The following is a 24029-nucleotide window of genomic DNA, read 5'->3' as shown; positions in this document are numbered from 1 at the left end:
TGGCAAAATTTAACCCTCTGGCACCACCGCCATACTCAAAACATAAACTTCCAATCCCTTTACCTGCAGCAAGGCCCGAGCGCAGGACTCGATGGTGGCACCCGTTGTAATCACATCGTCGACCAATAGAACCCTTGTATAGGAGATATTTTTGGAAAGGTCAAGAGCAAAGGCATCCTTGGAAGTTTCCCATCTCGTTTGCCTGCCTTTTTTGGTCTGGGTTTTGGTGTTCTTGGTCTTGATCAGCCAATTGTCGCAATAATCCGCTCCGATATGCTGCGCTACGTGGCGGGCGAACAATGCTACTTGGTTATACCCCCGTTTTTTCAATTTCTTGGGGTGTAAGGGAACCGGCACTACAACATCAATATCCTTCAGTTGGCCAGATTCTTTCAAAAGGGCGCCGCACCAATCCCCAAAAAAACCACCGATCTGTTCTTGATTTTTGTACTTCAGCCAATGCAGCACATTTTTTATCAGGCCATTTTTGGAGAAATAAACAAAAGATGCCGCCTTTTTTATGGGGATTCTACCATAAAATATGCGGTCCACAGCGTTTTCTTCCAGATAGTTATGATCGGTGAGTGGCACATCATGTCGACAAACGGCACACAAAACGTGTTCTCCCCTAAATAATTGGGCATTACATCCAAAACATGCCCTTGGCAATAGGATGTTGTTAATCTCGTTTATTATCTTAGCCAACCTTTTTGGTGTCAAATCTTATACATTTTTAGCGTAGTCTGTCAACCCCATGAACTCCCAAGATAACACTTTTAACTACAAAATTATCTTTGCCGCTATGGTTGCGGTAATTGTGGGGATTCTTATTGCATTTTATTACAGCTACGCCCAGTCCAAAAACCAAATGATTTACCTAGAGGAAGAAAAATCACTTTTGGTCAAGGATTTGACATTGATGCGTGCCGAAGTGGACCGTTTGTCCGGGTTGAACGAGGTCAACGAAATCGAACTACAGACCTCCCGTTTTAGGGTACAGCAATTGCTGGATTCCGTAGGCAGGCTCAATTTTAGCATCACCAAACTGAAGGAGACACGAAAGGAACTGAGAAAGTTGGAGTTGAGATTTGACAGCCTTAAGCTAAAAAACAACTTTCTTCGGTACAACAATAGCCTCTTGGCAAACAAGTACAACGAGACCATTAAGCAACTGGAAGAGCTCAGGGGAAAGGCCAGTAGCATGCAACAGACCGAATCGTTATTGCGGGAGACCAATAAGGAGTTGACAAGGGAATTACGTATTAAAAGTTACCTTAAATTACAGGATGCCGAGGGAAGCGGTTTTAGATTGCGGGCCGGCCGTCCCATCAAGACTAATAAAGCATCGGTAATAGAGAAGTTACGGGGATGTGTCACCATCTTAAGTGATCCCAATTCCAAAGGAGACATCAAGGTACTCTACCTGCAATTTTTGGACCCGAACATGGCCATCATCGAGGACAATGCCAGCACCATTTCAGTGAGTGGCAACACCTACAGCAAAAAGGTGGAAATTGTGTACACTGGGAAGGAAATCAGTATCTGTGACGCCATTACCGTGCCCGAAGGTTCTTTGGCGGAAGGAATTTACACCCTAAATGTATTCGAGGACGAAAGATTGTTGGCTTCCACCGAATTTCAGCTGAAATAGCATACTACTTTTTGGGTAAAATTCTATTTTTGCCCAATGGCAAATCAGGAAGACATTTTTAAGAAGGTTATCTCCCACGCAAAGGAGTACGGATACGTATTTCAATCCAGTGAGATCTATGATGGACTCAGTGCTGTTTACGACTACGGTCAGAACGGGGCGGAGCTAAAGAAAAACATTCGCGAATATTGGTGGAAGGCCATGGTGCAGCTCAATGAGAACATCGTGGGCATCGATGCAGCCATATTTATGCATCCTACAACTTGGAAGGCCTCAGGCCACGTGGATGCCTTCAACGATCCATTGATCGATAACAAGGATTCCAAAAAAAGATACCGTGCCGATGTCCTTATCGAGGATTACGTAGCCAAAATTGAAGCCAAAATCGACAAAGAGGTGACCAAGGCCGCCAAACGATTCGGTGACAGTTTCGATAAGGAGCAGTTCTTGTCCACCAATCAACGGGTGATGGATTATCAGGAAAAGGCTGATAGTATCCTTAAGCGAATGGGACAATCCCTTGCCAATGAGGATTTGGCCGATGTAAAGGCCCTGATCGAGGAGTTGGAGATTGCCTGTCCACTATCAGGATCAAAAAACTGGACCGATGTCAAGCAGTTTAACTTGATGTTCGGTACCAAATTGGGCGCTTCTGCAGATAATGCCATGGACCTTTATCTACGTCCGGAGACCGCACAAGGTATATTTGTCAACTTTTTGAACGTACAGAAAACGGGAAGGATGAAAATTCCGTTTGGGATAGCCCAAACAGGAAAAGCGTTCCGTAACGAAATCGTGGCCCGTCAGTTTATCTTCCGTATGCGGGAGTTTGAGCAAATGGAGATGCAATTCTTCATCAAACCGGGCACACAAATGGAATGGTATGAAGCGTGGAAGGAAAAACGGATGAAGTGGCACCTTTCTTTGGGTATGGGAGAGGAGAACTATCGTTTCCACGACCATGAAAAATTAGCCCACTATGCTGATGCTGCCGCTGACATTGAATTCAAGTTCCCTTTTGGATTTAAGGAATTGGAAGGGATCCATTCCCGTACGGATTTCGATTTGGGCAAGCATGAAGAGTACTCGGGCAAAAAACTCCAGTATTTTGACCATGAGGAAAATAAGAGCTATACACCTTATGTGTTGGAGACTTCTATCGGATTAGACCGTATGTTCTTGGCGGTATTCTCCCATGCTCTGCAAGAGGAAGAGTTGGAAAACGGGACTACGCGCACCGTACTTAAGATTCCAGCAGTGCTCGCACCGAACAAAGTGGCTGTTCTACCCTTGCTTAAGCGTGATGGTTTGCCTGAAGTCGCACAAAAGTTGGTGGATGAGCTTAAATGGGATTTTAATGTAGAGTATGATGAGAAGGATGCCGTGGGTCGTCGCTACCGTCGTCAAGATGCTGCAGGAACACCTTTTTGTGTTACAGTGGACCATCAAACCTTGGAAGATGATACAGTGACCATCCGCCACAGGGATACCATGGACCAAAAACGCGTAAAACTTTCAGAGGTGAAAGATATCATCTCCAAGGAAGTGGATATGCGCTATTGGCTGCAGAAAATCTAAGCTTACAATTTTATAAAAGGTGTCAGGTCGAGCGCCCGCCTGCTGGACGGGCAGGCAGTCGAGACCTGTTTTAGTGCTAAGATTTTGATTTCTCGACTCCGCTCGAGATGACATTGCAAACCATTTAGATTTTAGAATAAACCTGTAATTTCACCATCATCATTGATGTCGATTTTCTCGGATGCTGGATGCGCTGGCAATCCGGGCATGCGCATAATGTCGCCTGTAATCGGAATCAAAAATCCCGCGCCTACAGCTATTTCTATTTCGCGTACCGTGATGATAAAATCCTTGGGTCTACCCAAAAGCTTTGGGTTGTCCGATAGCGATTTCTGTGTCTTGGCAATACAAACGGGCAATTGTTCCAGCCCTAAATCCGCAATTTTACGAAGGTCTGCCTTGGCTTTGGCCGTATAGTCCACATATTCTGCGCCGTAAATCTCGGTGGCAATAGTAGATATTTTGTCCTTCACGGCCGACTTCCAATCGTAAAGGGGTTGGAATGCCGAAGCGCCGGAATCCACAATATCGATGACAGCCTTTGCCAAGTCTTCCGCTCCTTCGCCACCTTTGGCCCAAACATTGGCAACCGCTACGCGTACACCTTTGGATGCTGCCAGTTCTTTAATAACGGCGATTTCTTCATCCGTGTCGGTAGTAAATTTATTGATGGCAATTACGGGCACCACCTTAAACTTTCCGATGTTTTCCAGATGCTTTTCCAAATTGGGCAATCCTTTTTTCAAGGCAGCCACATTGGGTTCGGTCAACGATTTTAAATCGGCACCGCCATGATATTTTAAGGCTCTAATGGTCGTTGTGAGTACAACTGCCTTTGGCGTCAAGCCAGCACTTTGACACTTGATATCAAAGAATTTTTCGGCTCCGAGGTCAAATCCAAACCCTGCCTCTGTAACGGTGTATTCTGAATGGGACATCCCCATTAGCGTAGCTATCACCGAGTTGGTTCCCTGGGCAATGTTGGCAAAGGGACCTCCATGGATAATGGCAGGATTCCCTTCAATGGTCTGTACCAAATTCGGTTTAATGGCATCCTTCAATAGTGCTGCCATGGCTCCTTCGGCCTTTAAATCCTTGGCGTAGATGGGTTTCTTATCATAAGTGTAACCAACGAATATATTGCCCAATCGTGTTTTGAGGTCGCTCAGACTCTCGGCCAAGCATAAGATGGCCATAATTTCCGATGCGGCAGTAATATCAAAGCCTGTTTCCCGGGGAACGCCAGAAGTAGTTCCACCCAAGCCAACAATTACATGGCGTAAGGAACGATCGTTCATGTCCATCACCCGTTTCCATCCAATGGTACGTGGGTCGAGCATCAAGGAGTTGGTCTTGCTTTGAATATTATTGTCGATAATGGCCGATAAGAGGTTGTGCGCCTTTTCGATGGCCGCAAAATCGCCTGTAAAATGCAGGTTGATGTCCTCCATGGGCAGGACCTGGGAATGACCACCACCTGTAGCTCCGCCCTTAATCCCAAAAACGGGTCCCAGCGATGGTTCACGCAAAACAACGGTAGATTTTTTTCCTAGGCGGTTCAACCCTTCGGATAATCCTATGGACATGGTGGTTTTCCCTTCTCCCGCAGGTGTGGGCGAAATGGCTGAAACCAAAACCAAATTACTTTGTTGTGCCTTTTCGCGGTTGATGGCCTTTAACCGAAGCTTTGCTTTGTATTTTCCGAACATTTCAATCTGTTCGGGGTCGATTCCGAATTTTTGGGCAATGGAAGAGATGTGTTTTAATGAAACACCTTTGGCAATCTGTAAATCGGTCATAGTCTTGATGTTTGTCAATTGGGATGGGATTTCCCAAAAATTCAATAGACAAGATACTATAATTGAGGGAGTAAAACTATGATATTTGTACGTGTTAGGCTTATTCCACCCGTCGTCCTTGGGTGGTAAAGGAGAGGCCTTGCTGGCCCGAGGTGGAAATCATGACCCCTTCAAAATAAGGTTCGTTGGAGGTGGGTTTTATGGACCAATGAAAAAGAAAGTTGGCACCTGTTCCTCCCAAACGGTCCTTTTCATCGATTACGATTTCCACGGTTTCCATGGGCCTGATAAAGATGGGTTTCTCAAAATAGCTACGGATGGGACTTCCCTCGGTATCAAAATATTCGGCCTTATTGATGTAGATGGTATCCTTTAGGTTGGTATTTCGCATACTGATGGTGCTCGTCAAATTATGCGTGCGATGTTCCGTTTCGCTGTAAATCTCCGAATACACCGATAGATATGAAATGCCTTGCATTAGTGAATCTTGCACAGAAATCGACGCCGTTCTATTGTTCCAGTTCACGGGGTCGATGGAACTTACCTCTTGCTTTGTGTCTTCAACACAGGAAAAAATCAAAATGGGGAAAATAAGGAAGACAAGTCTTTTCATGTTAGGTTTCAATAGCTCATCTAAGATACGGATTAGTGGGAAACCTTGGGGGAGCTTTTGTCGAATGATTGAAATTATGCCTCCTGTTTCCGAAACAATAGATAGGAATACAGCACGGGTACCAATACCATTATTGCGGTTATGCATATAAAAACAATAAAGTTGGTTTTGCCATCCAGAATGAGACAGGATAGGATGATGAGCAGCCCGCCCAAGAACCAAATTTTACCGGCAAGTTTATGGGTCTGTTTCCAGACACTTTCGGATTCCAAGGTCCATGGAGTTCGGATACCGATAAAATAGTTCGCTTTTAGGGTTTTAAAGTAATTTCCTAAAATAAGGAAGAGAACTCCACAGCCTAACAAAATATAATCTGGGTCTGTCAAGGTTTGATTTTTGGCAGTATAGATGATGAACAGCGCCAAGATGGACATGAATGTGGTGATGATGAATTTTAAGGTATCATACTTGCCGCCCATTTTTTGAATCTGTTTTTTGGGGTCGATATAGGGAACTGCCAAAAAAATCAGATAGATGAGCAACGAGGTCATAATTGGAATCAAGATGAGTTCGGACTTATTGCCATACCGGTCTATTTCACCCTCAATATTATAGTGCATAGGTACTTGGGCCGGCAGTTGGTTCCAGACATAGGCTAGGTAAACAAAGGGTAGTAGCACGATTCCGATAAGCGGTAGTTCCTTTTTAAGATTCATAATTTATTTCTTTAAGGTTAGTATCCAGTTGATTAAATCTTCCAAAATGGTGGTGTTGAGGGAGTATTCCACAAACTGCCCCCTTTTTTCGCTACTCACCAAGTCGGCTTGCTTCAGTATGTCCAAATGATGCGAAATACTCGGTTTTGAAATATCAAATCTTTCTGCAATTTCCCCGGCATTCATATCCTTTTCTTTGAGGAGTTCCACAATTTGTCTTCGAGTTTCATCATTCAGGGCTTTGAACAGTTTGTTCATCCATTTAGTTATTTAGATAAATATCTAAATAAAATTTCAATTTTCAAAGTTGGATTTAAAGGAAAGGTGTTGAACTATGACCTATGCTTTATCGGAAGCCAAAAGCTTTCTTCCGAGTCTGGATGCTCTCCTTTATAAGCTTCACCCATGAGTGCAAAAAATGGTCGGCCATCCATCTCGTATGCTGAATTTGGTAGCCATTCCCCATACATATATTGGAAGGTATCCATGGCCTCGCTTGGCTTTCCTTTGTAATGGAATACCGCATATAGTCCTTCGGGTATGGTCAAGGCTTCCATGTTCATTGGTATTTCTTCTATTTTAGAAACTGAAATAGCCGCCCATTTTTCAAATGTCTTTGTTGGGTCAAAAGCATCAAAAAAGGAAGAGTTGGGGTAGATTTCAACGGAATAGAGATTATCGTCCTTTTGGTGTCGTACTTCTTTTTTACGAGACATAAAACTGCGCCAGAGCTCAACGGTTTCGTCGTTGGCAAAGGATGTTTTGATGTTCTGGCCTATTAAATGGATCTTGGGTAAAGTTGTTATGTTTGGCGTCATGATTTTTCTGCGTTCTCTTGGACCCTAAACCTAACAATTTGTTCAATGAGGTCAAAAGGAATAGTCTGGTTCAAAGGAAACTGTACGGAACCCTTTCCTTGTTTGTATTTTGAAAGCTCTTTTTGAAATGCCTCGTGTCCCGATGGGGTTGCGTAAAAACCGATGTGGTTTTTATATCCAGCAAAGTAAACCAAAGGTTTACCATTAGTTTTGTATCCAGGCATACCATAAACTATTTGCTCCACTGCATCGGGCGCTGCCTTTTTGATGATGGTCCGTATACGCTGTAATTGCTTTTGGACCTCCATCGGAAACTGACTTATATACTGATCGATTTCGTTCACATTCAAATTTCTTCCACCTTAAAATACGTAGTTCAATCGGAACCCTCCAAAATAATTCCGACCATTGCCCGGATAATAATATCGGGGTTGTGAACCGCCAAATCCAACGGCATTGATCAGTACCGATTGGGCATAGTTCGTGTCAAATATATTGTTGATGCCAGCATTCAACCCCAAATTCACATGGGTTGAGATCGAAGTGGCAAAGCTCATTTTGGCATGGAATACATTAAAAGAATCGCTGCTGAGGGTATTGGCATCCGTTAACGGAATGTCATCCACAAATTGATGGATGAGGTTCAGTTGTAATCCACTGGAATGCCTAAAATCGATACCAGAGCTCAACCGGTTTTTAGGGACTCCCGTAAGCGGATTGCCCGAAAAATCATTGTCTCCATTCACAAAATCCACGAAACTATGGTCGTTAAGCGTGTAGCTCAGGTAGGGCGAAAAGGTGATGGACGGGGAAAGTTTTTCCCGGTACTGCACATCCACCTCGAAGCCTTGATGGCGTGTTTCACCTGCATTTCGGCCAATAAACTCATCTTCACCCACCCGTTGGGCCACCAGCAGATTTTTGACGTTCATTCGATAGAGGGCCACGTTGGCCGAGATTTTGTTTCCCCATAGCTGCCAGGTACTGCCCAGTTCATAATTGGTTCCTGTTTCTTGGGCAATATCTGGGTTGATGACGCCATCAGGCGTTAAAGTTTCCTCTAAACTGGGGTTGGAAAAACCCCTACTCAGGTTGGCGTAGAGTTCCCCGTTTTTCAGTTGATAGCGAATGCCCAGATTGGGCAATACGATGGCATCGAAATCGCGCTCGGCGGATGCATTGGCATCCCCTTGATTGAATAGATCCCTAAAATCGTAATGTGTCTTGTTCACATTGAGGCCAAATTGCGCGGTAAGTTGCGTGGTGATGGGGTAGGTAATCGTTCCAAAAAGATTGAGCTGTCGCCTAAACTCGGTGTTGTCGCTCAATTGTTCACCTTGTAAGCTGCCATTGCCATTGTTTTCTTCGTACAAATTTTCGAAAGTACCCCAGTGGTATTCATCTTTGTACAACTCACCTCCGAAGGAGAAATCGGCCTTTTCCCATTTCCCTGTAAAGCGGCTCCGTACTCCAAAACCATTGGTAAACTCATCCAATATATTGAACGGTCTGGGTTCGTAATGGTCCAGATAGGTATAAAAAATGCTGGTGGTATTCTGAAACGTTTCGGAGAACTGATAGGTATGGGACAAACCTGTCAAAATATAATTATTCGCCTCAAAACCTTGTGATTCCAGCCAGTTATTGGGTGCTCTGGTAGGATCTTCTTCAAAGTCCGTCTGATTGATTGAACTCGGAATTTGGGCCGTATAATCGATATAATTGACCAAAAGGGCCATGCTACTTTTTTGTCCGGTTCGAAACTGGGTGTTCAGCAATAGACCATCACGCTCAAACCGACTATTCTGTCTAAACCCATCCGTTTCCAAATGATTGTAGCTCAAGGAAATGTTCAATCCACTTTCGGAATGGGAAAAGGTCAAGTTGTCCTTGAGCATATTGTAGGATCCCACGGTAAAGGAATTGATAAGCTGGGTCTTGTCCTCGACGGAAGCTTTGGTGTCCAATAAAATGGCTCCTCCCAAATTGGAACCATAAGCCGTGGCTTTTGGTCCCTTGATGATCTCAACGGCGCCCAAATCCTCAACGTCGTAGGCTTCAATGGTAGAGACTCCGGTTCCATTGGTTACTGGAATACCGTTAAAATACATCCGTAGTTTGTTTGTGCCATAGGGAGTTCTGGCCCCAATGCCCCGTATGGTGATACGATTGGTATTGATGGCACCAGACAAAATGTATACGCCCGAAATCTGGTTTATGGCCGAGGGAATGTCGGTAGGATTGAACCGCTCAAAGGTCTGGGCCGAAATTTTCGACGAGGAAGTGACGCCCGTTGCCTTTTTGGGAATGGCATCTTGGGTCAATATCACTTCTTCCAGGGCAGTAATGGAATCCTTGGGTTGATTCTGTTGTGAAAAGCTTTGGAGTACAAATAAAAGAGCAAATAAGGGAAGTCCTTTTGTTTTCAATTTCATTAAACTGATTTATCGAGTTCTTCCAACAAGGTCGCTGTATCCTTGATGGTGGCAAATTCATCTTTTAAGCTGGCCAATTCGGTATGGAAGATTACATCAGCGCCATATCGGTTCCCGTCAAACCCCACTTTGTCGAAAGCTGCCGTGGCGTCGGAGACCAAGGTCACATGAAAGCCCAAGTTGGAGGCCATTCGCACCGAGGTGGAAATACAGTGCTCCATAGTGAGCCCTGCCACTACGATATCGGTGATGTTCAAAGCTTTTAAACGAAGCTCAAGGTCTGTTCCGATAAAAGCGCTATTCACGGTTTTTTCCAATACGGGCTCACTCACCAAAGGTTCTACGGCTGGATGAAAATTGTTGCTCATCTTGCTGGGGTGCAAGGGCGAACTTAGATTGCTGGAGTTATGCTTTACGTGGAAAACGGGCAATTGTTTGGATCTAAAAAAGTGTAGTAGCCTGCCACAATTTTCTTCGGCGTTTGGATGGTTCCGTTCCGTGCCATAAAAGGAAGTTTCCTGAAGACCGAGTTGGATGTCTATCAAAACAAGTGAGGTCATGCTGGCCATTTTGCCATAAAATTAAGGGAAAAGATCAAGAGTTGGACTGCGATTCTATTATTCGATGCCATGATCATTAAAATCAATTTTAAGGAGCCGGCCACAATGGCTATTTTTGAGGAAATTTGATTTTATGAAAATCGCATCATACAATGTCAACGGAATCCGTGCCGCAATGAACAAAGGATTTGTGGATTGGTTACAAACGGTTTCCCCCGATATCATCTGTCTTCAAGAGACCAAGGCCATGGAGGACCAGGTGGACACCCAACTTTTTGAGGAGGCTGGGTATCCCCATCACTACTGGTTCAGTGCCCAGAAAAAAGGGTATAGTGGTGTGGCTTTACTTTGTAAAGCGGAGCCGGACCATGTGGAATTTGGTACGGGTATCGACTATATGGATCATGAAGGGCGCAATATCAGAGCCGACTACGGAGATCTGTCCATAATGAGCATGTATTTGCCTTCCGGGACCAATATGGACCGCTTGGATTTTAAATTGACCTACATGGCGGATTTTCAAAAATATTCCGAGGAGCTTCGAAAGGAACGCCCCAATCTTATTGTATGCGGGGATTACAATATTTGTCACGAAGCCATCGATATCCATGACCCCGTCCGAAACAAGAATGTGTCCGGATTTTTGCCCGTAGAACGCGAGTGGATCGGCAATTTTATGAAAAGTGGCTTTATTGATAGCTTCCGACATTTCAACAAGGAACCCGACAATTATACCTGGTGGAGTTACCGCGCCAATGCCAGGGCCAATAATAAAGGATGGCGTTTGGATTACGGCATGGTGGCCGAGCCTTTGCAAGATCGATTAAAGCGTTCCGTTATCCTTTCCGAAGCCAAGCACAGTGATCATTGTCCCATTTTGTTGGAAGTGGAAAAATAACGTTCCCGTAAAGGGCGATATTTCTGATTCCTTACCTTTAACAGTCTTAAATAGTAAACGATGAAATATACCAGAATTCCACATACCGATATCCGCATCAGTAAAATTTGCTTGGGCACTATGACGTGGGGCCGCCAGAATAATGAAGATGATGCCCATGAGCAAATGGACTATGCCCTGGATCAAGGGGTGAACTTTTTCGATACCGCGGAATTATACCCAATCCCTTCAAAAAAGGAACTCTATGCCGTTACCGAAGAATTGATTGGAAACTGGTTCAAAAAAACTGGCAATCGGGATAAAGTGGTGCTGGCATCCAAAATTGCAGGGCCAGGGCACGCAGCACGGCATATTCGTGACTCGGGGTTCAGCAAGGAATCCATCATCAGTGCGGTGGAGGGCAGTTTAAAGCGCCTTCAAACGGATTATATCGACCTATACCAATTGCACTGGCCAGAGCGGAAGACCAATTATTTTGGACAACGCGGGTATAATGCCCATGCCGTTGATGTTTGGGATGACAATATCCATCAAGTATTGGAAACGTTGCGTGACCTAATTGCGGAAGGCAAAATCCGCCACGTTGGGATTTCCAATGAGACGCCATGGGGTACCATGCGGTATTTGGAAGAAAGCAAGGTGCATCAATCCTTGCCGAGGATGAAGACCATCCAGAACCCTTATAGTTTGCTGAACCGTTTGTTCGAGGTGGGTCTTTCCGAAATTTCCATGCGCGAACAAATCGGACTTTTGGCGTATTCTCCCTTAGGTTTTGGAGTGCTAAGCGGTAAATACCTTACAGATGTTCCTCCAAGAAAGGCCAGGGTAACCTTGTTCCCAAATTATAACCGATATAGTGGGGAGACTGCCACCCAAGCTACCGAAGCTTATGCGGAATTGGCCAAAGCACACGACCTTAGCCTCGCCCAAATGGCATTGGCTTTTGTAAATACCCGGCCATTTTTAACGAGTAATATCATTGGTGCAACCAGTATGGAACAACTCAAGGAAAACATCGCCAGTATCGATGTAGACCTTTCCGATGAGGTGTTGGATGGCATTGAGGAAATCCACAACACCATTCCAAATCCCGCACCTTAAACTTATTCGAGGGCGTATGCCCGATATTCATCACCCGAGGCAGTTCCCATTTTTCCGCCCCCGCAAGAAATGACAAGGTATTGCTTGCCATCCACTTGATAGGTGATGGGAGTGGCATAACCGCCTGTGGGAAGTCTGTCTTCCCAGAGCTGTTCACCTGTTTTCATATGGAACGCACGGATTTTTTCATCCTTTGTGGCAGCAATAAAAAGCACCCCACCTTTTGTGATGGCAGGCCCGCCGTAATTTTCCAGTCCGGAAACGGGTACGTTCGGGTCCTTTAAACTTTCCTCGTGGCCCAGAGGCACGGTCCATAGATACTCACCTGTGTTGAGGTCGATGGCATTCAATGTTCCCCATGGCGGTTTCACAACGGGATAGCCCCTATCATCCTTAAATCTTGCGAAACTAGCGACCGAATAGGGCACATCTACATTTATTTTTTCCACCCGGTGGTCTTTTGCTTGTTCCATACCCATAAGAAACTCTGTAATGGCATCCGTTTCATCCGTGGAAAGGTTGGGCATGCCCGGCATGGCACCACGCCCTTTTTGGATGATGGTCTTTATGGAATCGGCTTCCAAACGCAACTTTATATTCTGAAGTGCTGGAATACCGGCCAAACCTTGCAGTTCTCCACCATGGCATCGGGCGCAATGGATTTGTGCCAGACTTTGTCCAACGCTGGAGCCTTCGGCACCGCCACCAACCTCTTTCATTTTAATGATCCAAGCCATTTCATTGGAATTTACGTACATCACGCCATCACGAGGGTCGAGGGCAGCCCCGCCCCATTCGGCTCCCCCATCGGCACCGGGGAATAAGATTACCCCTGTGGTATCCATAGGAATAAATTGTCCTTTGGATGTGATGGATTTGAACTTTTCAAGCACGGTGGGTGCATTTTCAGTTTTGTTCCCTGAAACCAAATCATCCACAAATGCGGTGCGGTCGGGTGCATACAAATCGTCTTCTGTCAATATCTGACGTGCAAATGGAGCAGGTTTAAGAGGTAAGGGTTGGGTTTCAAATGCCTTTTCACCAAGCAATGTAGAACTGGGATATGCTTTCTCCTCGATAGGAAACAAAGGTTCTCCCGTGATGCGGTTGAACACGAACACATGCCCACTTTTGGTAACTTGAGCCACAGCAGGAATGGTTTGTCCGTCCCGTTCAATATCAACTAGATTGGGTGGCGCAGGCAAATCACGGTCCCAAATATCGTGGTGCACCATTTGAAAATGCCAAATACGTTCGCCTGTGTTGGCATTGAGGGCCAAGAGGGAATTGGCAAAAAGGTTGGCACCTTCCCGGTCGCCCCCATACCAATCAAAAGCCGCTGAGCCCGTGGGAATGTAAACAATGCCCTGTTCGGTGTCCAAGGCCATACCGGGCCAACTATTGGCGCCTCCTACTTTTTTATATGCTTCCGCTGGCCAGGTATCGTAACCAAATTCCCCGGGCTGTGGAATGGTATGGAAGGTCCATAAAATTTCACCTGTGAGCACATCATAGGCACGGATATGTCCTGGTGAGGAGCCTGGACCTTCGCCCACTCGGGTACCTTGAATCAATATATTTTGAAAAACTGCGCCGGGCGTGTTCGATACCACGGATAATTTGCTGGGGTCCCTGCCCAGTCCCTCCCTTAAATCAATACTGCCATTGTTGCCAAATGAGGAAATGGGTTCGCCAGTGATTATGTCTACAGCATAAAGTTTGGGTCCCGATGAGAAAAAGATACGGCCGGGATGTTCTCCATCGGATTTCCAATAATTTAGGCCCCGATTAAGCCCCAAACCTGATTCATCTTTGGTTTTTGGCGAGAATTTCCAGATTTCCTTGCCCGTAGTTGCATCGAGGGCAAACAGCTCGATGGCGGCATTGACGCCATAAAGGACCCCATCAACCATTAATGGACTGGTTTGAATCTGAGTTGTTCTGCCCTCTTGAAGTCCGCCACTTTTATAGCTCCATGCCAATTTTAATTGGGAAACATTTGCTGTGTCAATTTGATTAAGATTGGAGTAGTGTGTGCGTTCGGGGTCACCCAAATAGTGCTCCCAGGTTGTAAAATAGGGCTTGTCCGCTTTGTTTTTGTCAAAGTTTGAGCACGCTGTCAATAGCGTAAATAAGGCTAGGGGGAAATATCTTTTCATGTGCAGTTTGAAAGTTTCCTAAATATATAAAGAAACCTGCAATTACGGTTTTACCCGAACAGATGGGCAACTACATCCTCGATCTTGGATACTTTTTGAATCTGTATGCCAGATTGTTTTAAACCGATTTTGTTGTTTTTGGAGACAAATATTTTGGAGAAGCCCAATTTTTCAGCTTCGAGTATGCGTTGGTCCACTCGTTGAACTGGCCTAATTTCTCCTCCAAGTCCGACTTCTGCCGCAAAGCAAACACCTTTTTCAATGGCAATGTCGGAGTTGCTGGATAGGATAGCGGCCATTACGGCCAAATCGATAGCAGGGTCATCTACGGAGATGCCACCGGTGATGTTCAAGAAAACGTCTTTTGCGGCCAATTTAAAACCTGCCCTTTTTTCCAAAACGGCTAAGAGCATGTTCAAACGTTTGGCATTGAAGCCTGTGGCGGAACGTTGCGGTGTGCCGTAGACGGCTGTGCTGACCAGAGCCTGAATCTCTATCAACAAAGGTCGCATACCTTCCACAGTGGCTGCGATGGCAGTACCGCTGAGGTCTTCGTCATTTTTGGAAATGAGCACTTCCGATGGATTGTTCACTTCACGTAGGCCGCTTCCCTGCATCTCATAAATGCCGAGTTCAGCTGTGGAACCGAAACGGTTTTTAAGGGAACGAAGAATGCGGTACACGTAATTACGGTCACCTTCAAATTGGAGAACGGTATCCACCATATGTTCCAAAATTTTGGGTCCTGCAATGGTGCCATCCTTGGTGATGTGTCCTACCAAAATAACAGGGGTATGACTTTCCTTGGCAAACTTGATGAGTTCCGCGGTGCATTCCCTGATTTGGGAAATGCTTCCCGCAGCGGATTCGATATAATCGGTATGTAAGGTCTGGATGGAATCGATGATTACCAAATCGGGCTCTATGGTAGTGATCTGTTGAAATATATTCTGCGTTTTCGTTTCAGTGAGGATATAGCAATTCTCGCTGTTGGGCTGAATCCGGTCGGCTCTCATTTTTATCTGTCGCTGACTCTCCTCTCCCGACACATAAAGGATTTTGTAGGGCAGTTTTAGCGCAATTTGAAGCAACAGCGTACTTTTTCCGATACCTGGTTCCCCGCCCAACAAGGTCAATGAGCCTGGTACCAACCCACCGCCCAACACACGGTTGAACTCTTGGTCCAAGGTATCCAAGCGCAGTTCCTTTTCTTGGGTGATTTCGGAAACGCGAAGCGGTTTATTGGCCTGTTTGGCAACGGTGTCGGTTCGCCAACTTTTTTTATCCTCTTTTTGGATGACTTCTTCCACAATGGTGTTCCATTCCTTGCAGGAGGAACATTGTCCGATCCATTTAGGGAATTGGGTGCCACAATTTTGACAAAAGAATGTTGTTTTGGTCTTGGCCATTCAGAATTCAATGAGGGGCCTAAAGATATGGATTTTGATTGTTGGATTGATGTCTTAATAATTGGTTTGATTTTTTCTGAAGCAAACCACCCAACAATCAAATCATTAAGAAATACAGCTCACTAATACCCAAAGTCTTCCTTGAGCGCATCTATTTTTTGAAGTGCCAAATCCTTGGTCAAAAAGTCGATTTCTTCCATTTGGAAGGCTTTTTCAAAGGTCTTGAATGCCTTTTTTGGCTCTCCGATGAACTCATAGTGTTCTGCTTCAAAATAAAAGCCCATCATGGTTTCTGGAAATTCCTTTTTGCAAAGCTCTGCCAGTGGTTTTAAGGATTCGTAATCCTCTTTTTTAAGGCATGCCGCATAAATGGCCATGATGTCGTTGAGTTCCACGGGTTTTTCAAAACCAAAGAGGTCTTTGATTGTGCCATATCGTGTTTCCAGATAGTCGAAAACGGGCTCTTCGGAGGTCAAAATATCCGATTTGTATTCCGCAGGGGTAATGGGGCGATATATCCGGAAAACATTATCAAAAGCTTTGCTTATCCCATAAGCGGCAATGGAGGTGTGGTCGGCATTTTCATATTCATCAAAAAAGTAATGCAGGGATTCTTTGGTGATGGATTTGATGCTGGCATTCATTTGAAGTACGCGCTGGCGATCATCGGTGGGTGCTTTTTCCACGATCAAGTTGTAAAAAATCGTCTGGTCGAGCTCCGATAGGCGTGCAGGCACCCTACTTTCCATTTCAGTGGCCAAAACGGGCGAAATGCTGATGTACGAATTGAACAATGATCTATCCTTGAACAAATAGTAGTTGCCAAAATTGGCGGTGATATCGTACCCCACAAACATTTTGAATGGAGCCACATTGTAAGTGGTCTCTAGATATGGGATGATTTCAGTGCCCAAAAACTCAAAGAACAGCTTTCCTTTTTCGGATGGTAGGCCCGAAACCTCTTCGAAGGCGCAATCTTCCCAGCGAATGTCATTCTCCAATTGATTCACGCCTACTACAATAGCTTGGGGCATGCGATCAAAGCTGCTTTGGAATTTTACGTTGGCCACGACAAGGTCGAACAAATGTTCGGCGTCGAGTACCACGATGAGTGGATACGATTTTTCTTCGTCGTAATCTTCTGGAAAGTAGTAGGAAACATCGCGTCGTTCCTGTAGTTTAAAGGATTCGAATATTTCCTTTTTTACTTGGGCGCCTAGGTTCAAGCAGGTGAAGCCTATCAGTAGCAATAGACATTTTTTCATTGGTTAAGTTTTGGGCGGTAGGGGCTTACCGATTTCTATTCAATAACGGTAATACGATGAAGGATATTGTACCGAAAAGAACGACCATCATGGTTTGTGCGATCCACATGATCCAACCAAAAGCATCACCAGAAACAGAGCTGATGCCATAGATGCCCAAGGCGGCACTTACGGCTATGGGGTACAGGCCAATTCCGCCGTTGGTGGTCGACATGGCGAAGGCCCCAGCGACAAAGGCCACCAATAGTTCGCCCATGGAGAGCGGAACGGTTTCTTCGACCGTGTATTTTATCACCCAGAACATACCAAAATAGGCAGCCCAGATAAAAACCGTGTGAAGGATGAACGGCCATTTGTTTTTCATTCTGAAGAGGCTGAGCACCCCATCTTGAAGTCCGCCCAAGAAGCCTTTCAACTTTAACGCCAATGGCGATTTTGATTTTCGGATGATATACGACCCCAGAAAAAGACCGACTATCCCAACAAATAAAATTCCAATGGCCCCTATGAGGTTTACTCCTCGTTGCTCCAGAAATCCTAGAATAAAATCCGTTTGAAGTACGAGGGTGACCAAAATGATGATCAAAAGCATCAATAGGTCTATAACTCTTTCGGTGACAATGGTTCCGAAGCCTTTTTCAAAAGGGACCTTTTCGTAGGTGGTGAGTGCGGTGGCCCTTAAAATTTCGCCCGAGCGGGGTATGCCCAAGTTGGCAAAATAGGAAATCAATACGATGAATATGGTGTTGATGGTTTTGGGGCGATATCCCATGGGTTCCAACAGATATTTCCAACGGACCGCTCTGGAAATGTGGCTCAAAATCCCGATAATCACGGAAATACCCACCCAAAATGGACTGGCATTGGAAATATAGTGGAGGATTTGATCCCGTTCTTCAGGTGTGGTGGAGTTGTAGGAGTACCAAACCAAGAAGAGCCCAAAAGCGATGGGTACAAAAAGTTTAAGGAATTTTTTTAGGGATTTGCCCAAAATCTATTGGAGTAGATTGGTTTCCTCGTTGGGGAATACCAATGCAGGATTAAATGTCTTTGCCTTTTCGATATCCATCCAGGCATAGGTGATCAAGATCAAAACGTCGCCTACGGCCACTTTTCGGGCAGCGGCACCGTTCAGGGTGAGTTCGCCAGAACCTCTGGGGCCTGGTATGGCGTAAGTTTCCAATCGCTCACCGTTGTTGTTGTTCACGATCTGGACTTTTTCTCCCCTAATAATATTGGCGGCATCCATCAGATTTTCGTCTATAGTGATGCTTCCGATATAGTTAAGGTCGGCTCCGGTTACTTTTACTCGGTGTATTTTGGACTTTACGACTTCTACTTGCATGGTGCAAAATTATCAATTCAATCTTAGATTATCAATTAAGCGAACACCGTCCGCATAAACGGCGATAAACGCTCTATATTTTTGGTTGTCTTGAATTTTTAATGCCGGTGTTAAGGTATGCTCGTCGGCAATTTCAAAATATTCAAGCTCAAACAGTGGGTTTCCTTTAAATGCGGAGGCTACCCAATCCTTTATATCCAGTGCACTTTCCGTGCCAAATTTTGTTTTGGCAGTTTGCAGCGTACTGTGGATGAAGCCAGCCTGTTCCCTAGTCGTTTTTGACAGTCTTTCATTACGTGAACTCATGGCCAGGCCATGGGGCTCCCGTTCAATAGGGCACCCTATGATGGTATACGGCAAATGCTTGATTTCGGCCATTTTTCGAATGATCTGCAATTGCTGAAAATCCTTTTCACCAAAGTAAGCCCTGTCCGGGGCCACGGTTCGGAGCAAAAGTTCCACAATGGTGCCAACACCATCAAAATGCCCCGACCGGAATTCTCCTTCCATTACCTTGTCCAAGCCCTCAAAATCATAGGATTCGGATGCTACCTTGCCTTCATAGATTTCATCCACGGTAGGTGCGAAAACCACAATCTTATCGGATACTTGTCGCAACAAATCGATGTCCTTTTCAAAAGTGCGGGGATATTTTTCTAGGTCGTCTTTTTTATCAAATTGTGTGGGATTCACAAAAATGCTAACAACCACTAGGTCATTTTCGGAGAGGGCTTTTTTTACCAAAGAGATATGACCGCTGTGCAACGCTCCCATGGTGGGCACAAGACCAATGGTACAGTCTTTTTTCCGCTGTTGCAGCGTAAAGGTGTTGAGGTCTTTTTTTCGGTCGAATATCTTCATATACAGGTACAAAAGGGTGCAAAAATACTATAAATACTATGAATCAGCATAATTTTTGTACTTTTGCAGCTATGTTTTTCGGATAAACAAAAGAAAGTGTTTATGAATGGTAAAAAGGTATTGTTTGTATCTTCTGAATTAGTTCCCTACCTCCCAGAGAATCCTGTTTCCTTAATGTCGTACGAAGCGCCAAGAATGGTGAACAGTAATGGTGGCCAAATACGCATATTTATGCCAAGGTATGGAAACATTAACGAAAGAAGGCATCAATTACACGAGGTCATCCGTTTATCGGGGATGAATTTGGTCATCAACGACATGGATATGCCCTTGATTATCAAGGTAGCCTCCATACCCAAAGAACGAATCCAAGTTTACTTTATAGACAACGACGAATACTTTAAAAGAAAAGCAACATTTGTGGATTCTAGCGGAAAACTGTTCCCGGATAATGATGAGAGAGCTATTTTCTTTGCCAAAGGAGTGGTGGAAACCGTGAAAAAACTGAATTGGTCACCGGACATCATCCACGTACACGGTTGGATGGCTTCCATGGTGCCACTTTATTTGAGAAAGTATTATGCAGATGAGCCCCTGTTCTCCGAAAGTAGGATAGTGACATCTGTTTATGGAAAGGATTTTGAAGGTGAACTGGACAGCCAAATGATCGATAAAATCACCTTTGATGGCATAGCCAAAGAGGATATTGCCGCCCTGTCCAAGCCCGAGTATAATAATTTGTTAAAGGTTGCCGTAGATCATTCCGATGCCGTTATTTTAGCCGCGGAGGATTTGTCCGACGACCTAAAAAGTCATATCGATAATCTTTCCGTTCCGGTACTTCCCTATGTTTCGCTTCAAGAAGCGGAGGAGGCGTACACAAATTTCTATAACACAGAGGTTTTAAAATAGATTGAATGAGATTTTCCCATATTTTCAAAGTTTCAGCACTGGTTGGAACTTTGTTTTTACTACTTGTCTCTTGTGAAGAGGAGCTGGATACCATAGGAGAAGGTGTTATTGGTGGAGAGCCCTTTAGTACTGGTAAAGTGGAATACGATGTGTTTGCCTTCAACAAGGGAATCACCGCTGTACAGACCAATAAATTGCCGCTGTACCAATTGGGAACTTTTAACGACCCCATTTATGGCAAGCGAAATGCGAGTATCATTTCACAACTTACCCTGCCTACTCCCTCGCCTAGTTTTGGAGATATTTCCCAAGCTAGTGAGGATGGCCCGGACAACGATCAGGAAAACGAAACGGTAAGCGAAGTTTATTTGTATATTCCTTTCCAGCGATCCCCCTCTGGTGATAGGGATGGCGACGGAGTACCGGATGTATTTGAGCCCGGCGATGCGGCCACCGATCCCAACTCGGATTTGGATGGCGATGGCGTAACCGATAACCAAGAAAGAGCCATTGGTTCCAACCCATTTGATCCAGATGAGGATGGAACAGGCGAAGGGTTTGTAGCCAATACATATCCACAAAGGTTTGATTTGGACAGTATTTATGGAAATCGGGAACAGTCCTTTAATTTAGTGGTGTCCAAATCCAATTATTTTTTGAGGGACTTAGATCCCAATTCTAACTTTCAAGAAGCTCAAGAGTACTACTCCAACCAAGATTTTTCTAGTTTTATTGGTGAAGAATTATTTAATGGCGAGGTTACCATCAGTGACGAAGAACTGCTTTTTAGGGACAATGAGGACGACCCTGACACTCCGGATATCGATGAATCCCAAGAAATAACCAATAGGTTGAACCCTGGAATCCGAGTCCCGCTGAATCCAGATTTCTTTCAGCAGAATATTTTGGACAAGGAAGGTCAACCAGAGTTATTGACGCAGTCCAATTTCAGGAACTTTTTGCGAGGCATCCACTTAACGGGTACCGATATGGAAGAACTTATGTTCCTTTTGGACCTAACCCAGGCCAATATCACTATTAGTTATACCTACGATGATTTTGATCCAGAGACAGAGCAAACGGTCACATCGGAAAGAGATTACGTTATCAACCTTTTGTCCGGGACACAAGCTGGAGGAATCAACGGAAATGCGGTAAATGTTTTTGAGGATGAAATGTTGCCTCCCGACGTAGCAGGTGCCCTCGACAGCGACGAAAATGCGTCAAGGATATATGTTAAGGGCGGTGCCACCTTGGCAGAGATACGTCTTTTTGATGAATTGGAGAATGGAGGGTCTGCCATCATCAATGAAATCAAACAGAACAATTGGGTCATCAACGAGGCCAATTTGGTGTTTTATGTGGACCGTGAAACGGTAGGCCCTAGCGTAGTGGAGCCACCGCGAATTTATTTGTTCAATGCAGAGACCAATCGTCCGCTTTTCGATGCACTTAACGAAGATCCGGCGATCAATACAGGTCCCAATCCATTGCGATACTTTCTTAACCATGGCGGTTTGTTGGAAAAGGAAAACGATAGGGGCGTAAAATATACCGTGCGTATCACGGAGCACATTAACAACATCATTGTACGGGATTCCGCCAATGCCAGATTGGGGCTGACCGCTACGCCCAACATCAACTTAGTGGGACTTCGAGAAGCAATCGGCAGCGATATGCAAGGGGTGGATTATCCCATCGCCGCATCCATGAGCCCATTGGGTACGGTTCTTTACGGAAGCAATCTAGCTCCAAGTGAAGAGGCCATGAAGTTGAAATTGGAAATCTTTTACACAGAAGCAAATTAGAGGTTAGCTTTATCGTGGTTTTTGGACTTTCGTCGTTTTAACGAACCAGAACCTATGATTTTAACGTATACCTATTAATTTTGATGACCAACCCCCAAATGGTTAACAGCTAAAAACAATCTTATGTGTGGAATAGTAGGTTACATCGGTCATAGGGAAGCCTACCCGATAATTATAAAAGGTCTGCAAAGACTGGAGTACAGAGGTTACGACAGTGCGGGCATCTCTCTTTTTGATGGCAATACCATTCACTTGGCCAAAACCAAGGGCAAAGTAGAAGATTTAAAAAATAAGGCCGAATCGACCATTCCTACCGAAGGAAAATTGGGATTGGGCCACACGCGATGGGCCACGCATGGTGTTCCCAATGATGTGAACTCCCATCCGCATTATTCCAATTCAGGAGACTTGGTGATCATTCATAATGGCATCATCGAAAACTATGAGTCCATCAAACAGGCTTTAACAAAAAGAGGCTATACTTTTGAGTCGGATACTGATACAGAGGTACTGGTCAATCTCATCGAGGAAGTCAAGAAAAAAGAAGGGGTAAAACTGGGAAAGGCGGTTCAGATTGCATTGAACCAAGTGGTAGGTGCCTATGCTATCGCCGTTTTTGACAAGAACAAGCCCGATGAAATAGTAGTGGCCAAACTAGGTAGTCCACTTGCCATTGGAATTGGGGAGAACGAGTACTTTATCGCTTCCGATGCATCTCCATTTATAGAGTTCACCAACAACGCCGTTTATCTAGAAGATGAGGAAATGGCGATTGTTCGGATAGGAAAGGAAATCAAGCTGCGCAAAATCAAGGACGATGCCATTGCGTATCCCAATATTCTAGAACTACAGCTAAATCTGGAAGAAATAGAAAAAGGGGGGTATGACCATTTCATGCTGAAGGAAATCTACGAGCAGCCCAAAGCGATTTTGGATACCTATCGAGGCCGTTTGTTGGCCGATAAGGGCATCGTTAAGATGTCAGGAATCGACCAAAATCTTGAAAAGTTTTTAAACGCCAACAGAATTATTATTGTGGCCTGTGGAACTTCATGGCATGCGGGTCTGGTGGCCGAATATATTTTTGAGGATTTGGCGAGGATACCTGTAGAGGTGGAATACGCTTCGGAGTTCAGGTACCGAAATCCGGTAATTACGGAAAAAGATGTTTTGATTGCCATCTCCCAATCAGGTGAAACGGCTGATACCTTGGCGGCCATTAAATTGGCCAAAGAAAAAGGGGCCTTTGTGTTTGGGGTATGCAACGTGGTGGGTTCTTCCATTGCTAGGGAAACCCATGCCGGTGCCTATACACATGCGGGTCCGGAAATCGGGGTGGCATCCACCAAGGCATTTACCACACAAATTACAGTGCTCACTTTGATTGCCCTCAAATTGGCGCAAGAAAAAGGAACCCTTTCGCAAAGCAAGTTTCATGAGTATTTAGCGGAACTGGAAGCCGTACCAACCAAGGTAGAAAAAGCACTGTTATCCAACCCATTGGTAGAAGAAATATCCGAGACCTACAAAGATTCCACAAACTGTTTGTACTTGGGAAGAGGCTATAATTTTCCAGTGGCATTGGAAGGTGCCTTAAAGTTGAAGGAAATCAGTTATATCCATGCCGAGGGATACCCGGCGGCTGAAATGAAACACGGTCCCATCGCTTTGATCGACGAACAGATGCCCGTTGTGGTGATTGCGACCCGAAAGGGACATTATGAAAAGGTGGTGAGCAATATCCAAGAAATAAAATCCCGAAAGGGACGCATCATTGCCATTGTTACCGAAGGAGACGAAACGGTAAAGCAACTTGCCGACCATGTGATAGAAGTACCGGATACCTCGGAAAGTTTATCACCATTGTTGACGACCATACCGTTGCAACTATTGTCCTACCATATCGCCGTAATGCGAGGTTGCAATGTGGACCAGCCAAGGAATTTGGCGAAGTCCGTGACAGTGGAATAATCCAATATCAACTTAAAACAAAACCAAAAGGCGCTTTAAAAGCGCCTTTTTTGTTGATTGCTTAGATTTGTGGAAGAATTTTTGCCAATAAAGTATTATGCATGCATAATTTTTTTCAAATTTGTATTAT

At 44.8% G+C, this 24029-nt stretch carries 22 protein-coding genes; 7 read left to right on the top strand and 15 right to left on the bottom strand.

Going from position 1 to position 24029, the window contains the following annotated elements; genetic code table 11:
- Positions 1-9: 9 nt before the first annotated feature.
- Positions 10-705, bottom strand: a complete 696-nt coding sequence (locus tag GGE08_RS00965) for a ComF family protein (protein WP_257023927.1) — start codon at positions 703-705, stop codon at positions 10-12.
- Positions 706-754: 49 nt separating this feature from the next.
- Between GGE08_RS00965 and GGE08_RS00960 the strand changes: the two genes are divergently transcribed.
- Together GGE08_RS00960 and GGE08_RS00955 are read left to right on the top strand one after the other, a co-directional pair.
- On the top strand, positions 755-1651 hold the full coding sequence (locus GGE08_RS00960; RefSeq protein WP_179383047.1) for a hypothetical protein: 897 nt from the start codon (positions 755-757) through the stop codon (positions 1649-1651).
- Between the two features lie 36 nt (positions 1652-1687).
- Positions 1688-3229, top strand: coding sequence for a glycine--tRNA ligase (locus tag GGE08_RS00955; protein WP_179383046.1), 1542 nt, complete (start codon positions 1688-1690; stop codon positions 3227-3229).
- Between the two features lie 131 nt (positions 3230-3360).
- Here GGE08_RS00955 and GGE08_RS00950 read toward each other — a convergent pair whose 3' ends face one another.
- The 8 genes from GGE08_RS00950 to GGE08_RS00915 form a co-directional block, all read right to left on the bottom strand.
- On the bottom strand, positions 3361-5028 hold the full coding sequence (locus tag GGE08_RS00950; RefSeq protein WP_179383045.1) for a formate--tetrahydrofolate ligase: 1668 nt from the start codon (positions 5026-5028) through the stop codon (positions 3361-3363).
- A gap of 100 nt (positions 5029-5128) precedes the next feature.
- Positions 5129-5641, bottom strand: coding sequence for a DUF3124 domain-containing protein (locus tag GGE08_RS00945; RefSeq protein WP_179383044.1), 513 nt, complete (start codon positions 5639-5641; stop codon positions 5129-5131).
- Between the two features lie 74 nt (positions 5642-5715).
- Entirely contained in the window at positions 5716-6357 is a 642-nt protein-coding gene (locus tag GGE08_RS00940) for an SdpI family protein (RefSeq protein ID WP_179383043.1), read from the bottom strand.
- Between the two features lie 3 nt (positions 6358-6360).
- Complete coding sequence (locus GGE08_RS00935; protein ID WP_179383042.1) at positions 6361-6615, bottom strand: autorepressor SdpR family transcription factor; 255 nt, start codon at positions 6613-6615, stop codon at positions 6361-6363.
- Between the two features lie 74 nt (positions 6616-6689).
- Positions 6690-7175: a GyrI-like domain-containing protein gene (locus GGE08_RS00930; protein WP_179383041.1), complete on the bottom strand. Its 486-nt coding sequence runs from the start codon at positions 7173-7175 to the stop codon at positions 6690-6692.
- The gene (locus tag GGE08_RS00925; protein WP_313790878.1) at positions 7172-7519 is read right to left on the bottom strand and encodes an iron chaperone; all 348 of its coding nucleotides are present in this window, start codon (positions 7517-7519) and stop codon (positions 7172-7174) included. Before GGE08_RS00925 ends, GGE08_RS00930 begins: the two co-directional genes overlap by 4 nt.
- Before the next feature lie 18 nt (positions 7520-7537).
- The gene (locus tag GGE08_RS00920; RefSeq protein WP_179383040.1) at positions 7538-9610 is read right to left on the bottom strand and encodes a TonB-dependent receptor; all 2073 of its coding nucleotides are present in this window, start codon (positions 9608-9610) and stop codon (positions 7538-7540) included.
- Positions 9610-10170, bottom strand: coding sequence for a cysteine hydrolase family protein (locus GGE08_RS00915; RefSeq protein ID WP_179383039.1), 561 nt, complete (start codon positions 10168-10170; stop codon positions 9610-9612). The genes GGE08_RS00920 and GGE08_RS00915 overlap by 1 nt, the downstream gene beginning before the upstream one ends.
- A 133-nt stretch (positions 10171-10303) precedes the next feature.
- Here GGE08_RS00915 and GGE08_RS00910 point away from each other — a divergent pair, with 133 nt between their 5' ends.
- Both GGE08_RS00910 and GGE08_RS00905 read left to right on the top strand, forming a co-directional pair.
- Complete coding sequence (locus GGE08_RS00910) at positions 10304-11068, top strand: exodeoxyribonuclease III (protein ID WP_179383038.1); 765 nt, start codon at positions 10304-10306, stop codon at positions 11066-11068.
- Between the two features lie 60 nt (positions 11069-11128).
- Complete coding sequence (locus tag GGE08_RS00905; protein ID WP_179383037.1) at positions 11129-12169, top strand: NADP(H)-dependent aldo-keto reductase; 1041 nt, start codon at positions 11129-11131, stop codon at positions 12167-12169.
- Positions 12170-12171: 2 nt separating this feature from the next.
- On the opposite strand, the gene GGE08_RS00900 is transcribed toward GGE08_RS00905, so the two are convergent.
- The 6 genes from GGE08_RS00900 to panC all read right to left on the bottom strand — a co-directional run bounded on the left by GGE08_RS00900 (position 12172) and on the right by panC (position 19208).
- Positions 12172-14328 (bottom strand): PQQ-binding-like beta-propeller repeat protein, encoded by a 2157-nt coding sequence (locus GGE08_RS00900; RefSeq protein WP_179383036.1) that lies wholly within the window; start codon positions 14326-14328, stop codon positions 12172-12174.
- 50 nt (positions 14329-14378) lie between these two features.
- Positions 14379-15737: a DNA repair protein RadA gene (gene radA, locus GGE08_RS00895; protein WP_179383035.1), complete on the bottom strand. Its 1359-nt coding sequence runs from the start codon at positions 15735-15737 to the stop codon at positions 14379-14381.
- Positions 15738-15859: 122 nt separating this feature from the next.
- On the bottom strand, positions 15860-17002 hold the full coding sequence (locus GGE08_RS00890) for an alpha/beta hydrolase (RefSeq protein ID WP_179383034.1): 1143 nt from the start codon (positions 17000-17002) through the stop codon (positions 15860-15862).
- A gap of 25 nt (positions 17003-17027) precedes the next feature.
- A complete protein-coding gene (locus GGE08_RS00885) occupies positions 17028-17993 on the bottom strand; it encodes a lysylphosphatidylglycerol synthase transmembrane domain-containing protein (protein ID WP_179383033.1) in 966 nt (321 codons plus the stop codon).
- Between the two features lie 3 nt (positions 17994-17996).
- Positions 17997-18347: an aspartate 1-decarboxylase gene (gene panD / locus GGE08_RS00880; protein ID WP_179383032.1), complete on the bottom strand. Its 351-nt coding sequence runs from the start codon at positions 18345-18347 to the stop codon at positions 17997-17999.
- A gap of 12 nt (positions 18348-18359) precedes the next feature.
- The gene (gene panC / locus GGE08_RS00875) at positions 18360-19208 is read right to left on the bottom strand and encodes a pantoate--beta-alanine ligase (protein WP_179383031.1); all 849 of its coding nucleotides are present in this window, start codon (positions 19206-19208) and stop codon (positions 18360-18362) included.
- A 102-nt stretch (positions 19209-19310) separates the two neighbouring features.
- On the opposite strand from panC, the gene GGE08_RS00870 reads away from it, so the two are divergent.
- The 3 genes from GGE08_RS00870 (at position 19311) to glmS (ending at position 23899) form a co-directional block, all read left to right on the top strand.
- Positions 19311-20120, top strand: a complete 810-nt coding sequence (locus tag GGE08_RS00870; protein WP_179383030.1) for a glycogen/starch synthase — start codon at positions 19311-19313, stop codon at positions 20118-20120.
- A gap of 5 nt (positions 20121-20125) precedes the next feature.
- Positions 20126-21928 (top strand): DUF4270 domain-containing protein, encoded by a 1803-nt coding sequence (locus tag GGE08_RS00865; RefSeq protein ID WP_179383029.1) that lies wholly within the window; start codon positions 20126-20128, stop codon positions 21926-21928.
- A 123-nt stretch (positions 21929-22051) separates the two neighbouring features.
- Positions 22052-23899 carry a glutamine--fructose-6-phosphate transaminase (isomerizing) gene (gene glmS / locus GGE08_RS00860; protein WP_179383028.1) on the top strand — a complete coding sequence of 616 codons (1848 nt, stop codon included), beginning with the start codon at positions 22052-22054 and terminating at the stop codon, positions 23897-23899.
- Positions 23900-24029 lie beyond the last annotated feature (130 nt).

The sequence above is a fragment of the Allomuricauda sp. ARW1Y1 genome, assembly GCF_013407935.1.
In the GTDB taxonomy this organism is placed as follows: Bacteria; Bacteroidota; Bacteroidia; order Flavobacteriales; family Flavobacteriaceae; genus Flagellimonas.
This window is presented reverse-complemented; position numbering and strand designations above follow the sequence as displayed.

Coding starts and splice junctions, on each gene's coding strand:
- GGE08_RS00960 (WP_179383047.1), top strand. CDS start 755: ATGAACTCCCAAGATAACACTTTTAACTACAAAATTATCTTTGCCGCT.
- GGE08_RS00950 (WP_179383045.1), bottom strand. CDS start 5,028: ATGACCGATTTACAGATTGCCAAAGGTGTTTCATTAAAACACATCTCT.
- GGE08_RS00940 (WP_179383043.1), bottom strand. CDS start 6,357: ATGAATCTTAAAAAGGAACTACCGCTTATCGGAATCGTGCTACTACCC.
- GGE08_RS00865 (WP_179383029.1), top strand. CDS start 20,126: ATGAGATTTTCCCATATTTTCAAAGTTTCAGCACTGGTTGGAACTTTG.
- GGE08_RS00945 (WP_179383044.1), bottom strand. CDS start 5,641: ATGAAAAGACTTGTCTTCCTTATTTTCCCCATTTTGATTTTTTCCTGT.
- GGE08_RS00955 (WP_179383046.1), top strand. CDS start 1,688: ATGGCAAATCAGGAAGACATTTTTAAGAAGGTTATCTCCCACGCAAAG.
- GGE08_RS00890 (WP_179383034.1), bottom strand. CDS start 17,002: ATGAAAAAATGTCTATTGCTACTGATAGGCTTCACCTGCTTGAACCTA.
- GGE08_RS00910 (WP_179383038.1), top strand. CDS start 10,304: ATGAAAATCGCATCATACAATGTCAACGGAATCCGTGCCGCAATGAAC.
- GGE08_RS00930 (WP_179383041.1), bottom strand. CDS start 7,175: ATGACGCCAAACATAACAACTTTACCCAAGATCCATTTAATAGGCCAG.
- GGE08_RS00915 (WP_179383039.1), bottom strand. CDS start 10,170: ATGACCTCACTTGTTTTGATAGACATCCAACTCGGTCTTCAGGAAACT.
- GGE08_RS00870 (WP_179383030.1), top strand. CDS start 19,311: ATGAATGGTAAAAAGGTATTGTTTGTATCTTCTGAATTAGTTCCCTAC.
- GGE08_RS00920 (WP_179383040.1), bottom strand. CDS start 9,610: ATGAAATTGAAAACAAAAGGACTTCCCTTATTTGCTCTTTTATTTGTA.
- panC (WP_179383031.1), bottom strand. CDS start 19,208: ATGAAGATATTCGACCGAAAAAAAGACCTCAACACCTTTACGCTGCAA.
- GGE08_RS00905 (WP_179383037.1), top strand. CDS start 11,129: ATGAAATATACCAGAATTCCACATACCGATATCCGCATCAGTAAAATT.
- radA (WP_179383035.1), bottom strand. CDS start 15,737: ATGGCCAAGACCAAAACAACATTCTTTTGTCAAAATTGTGGCACCCAA.
- GGE08_RS00900 (WP_179383036.1), bottom strand. CDS start 14,328: ATGAAAAGATATTTCCCCCTAGCCTTATTTACGCTATTGACAGCGTGC.
- glmS (WP_179383028.1), top strand. CDS start 22,052: ATGTGTGGAATAGTAGGTTACATCGGTCATAGGGAAGCCTACCCGATA.
- GGE08_RS00935 (WP_179383042.1), bottom strand. CDS start 6,615: ATGAACAAACTGTTCAAAGCCCTGAATGATGAAACTCGAAGACAAATT.
- panD (WP_179383032.1), bottom strand. CDS start 18,347: ATGCAAGTAGAAGTCGTAAAGTCCAAAATACACCGAGTAAAAGTAACC.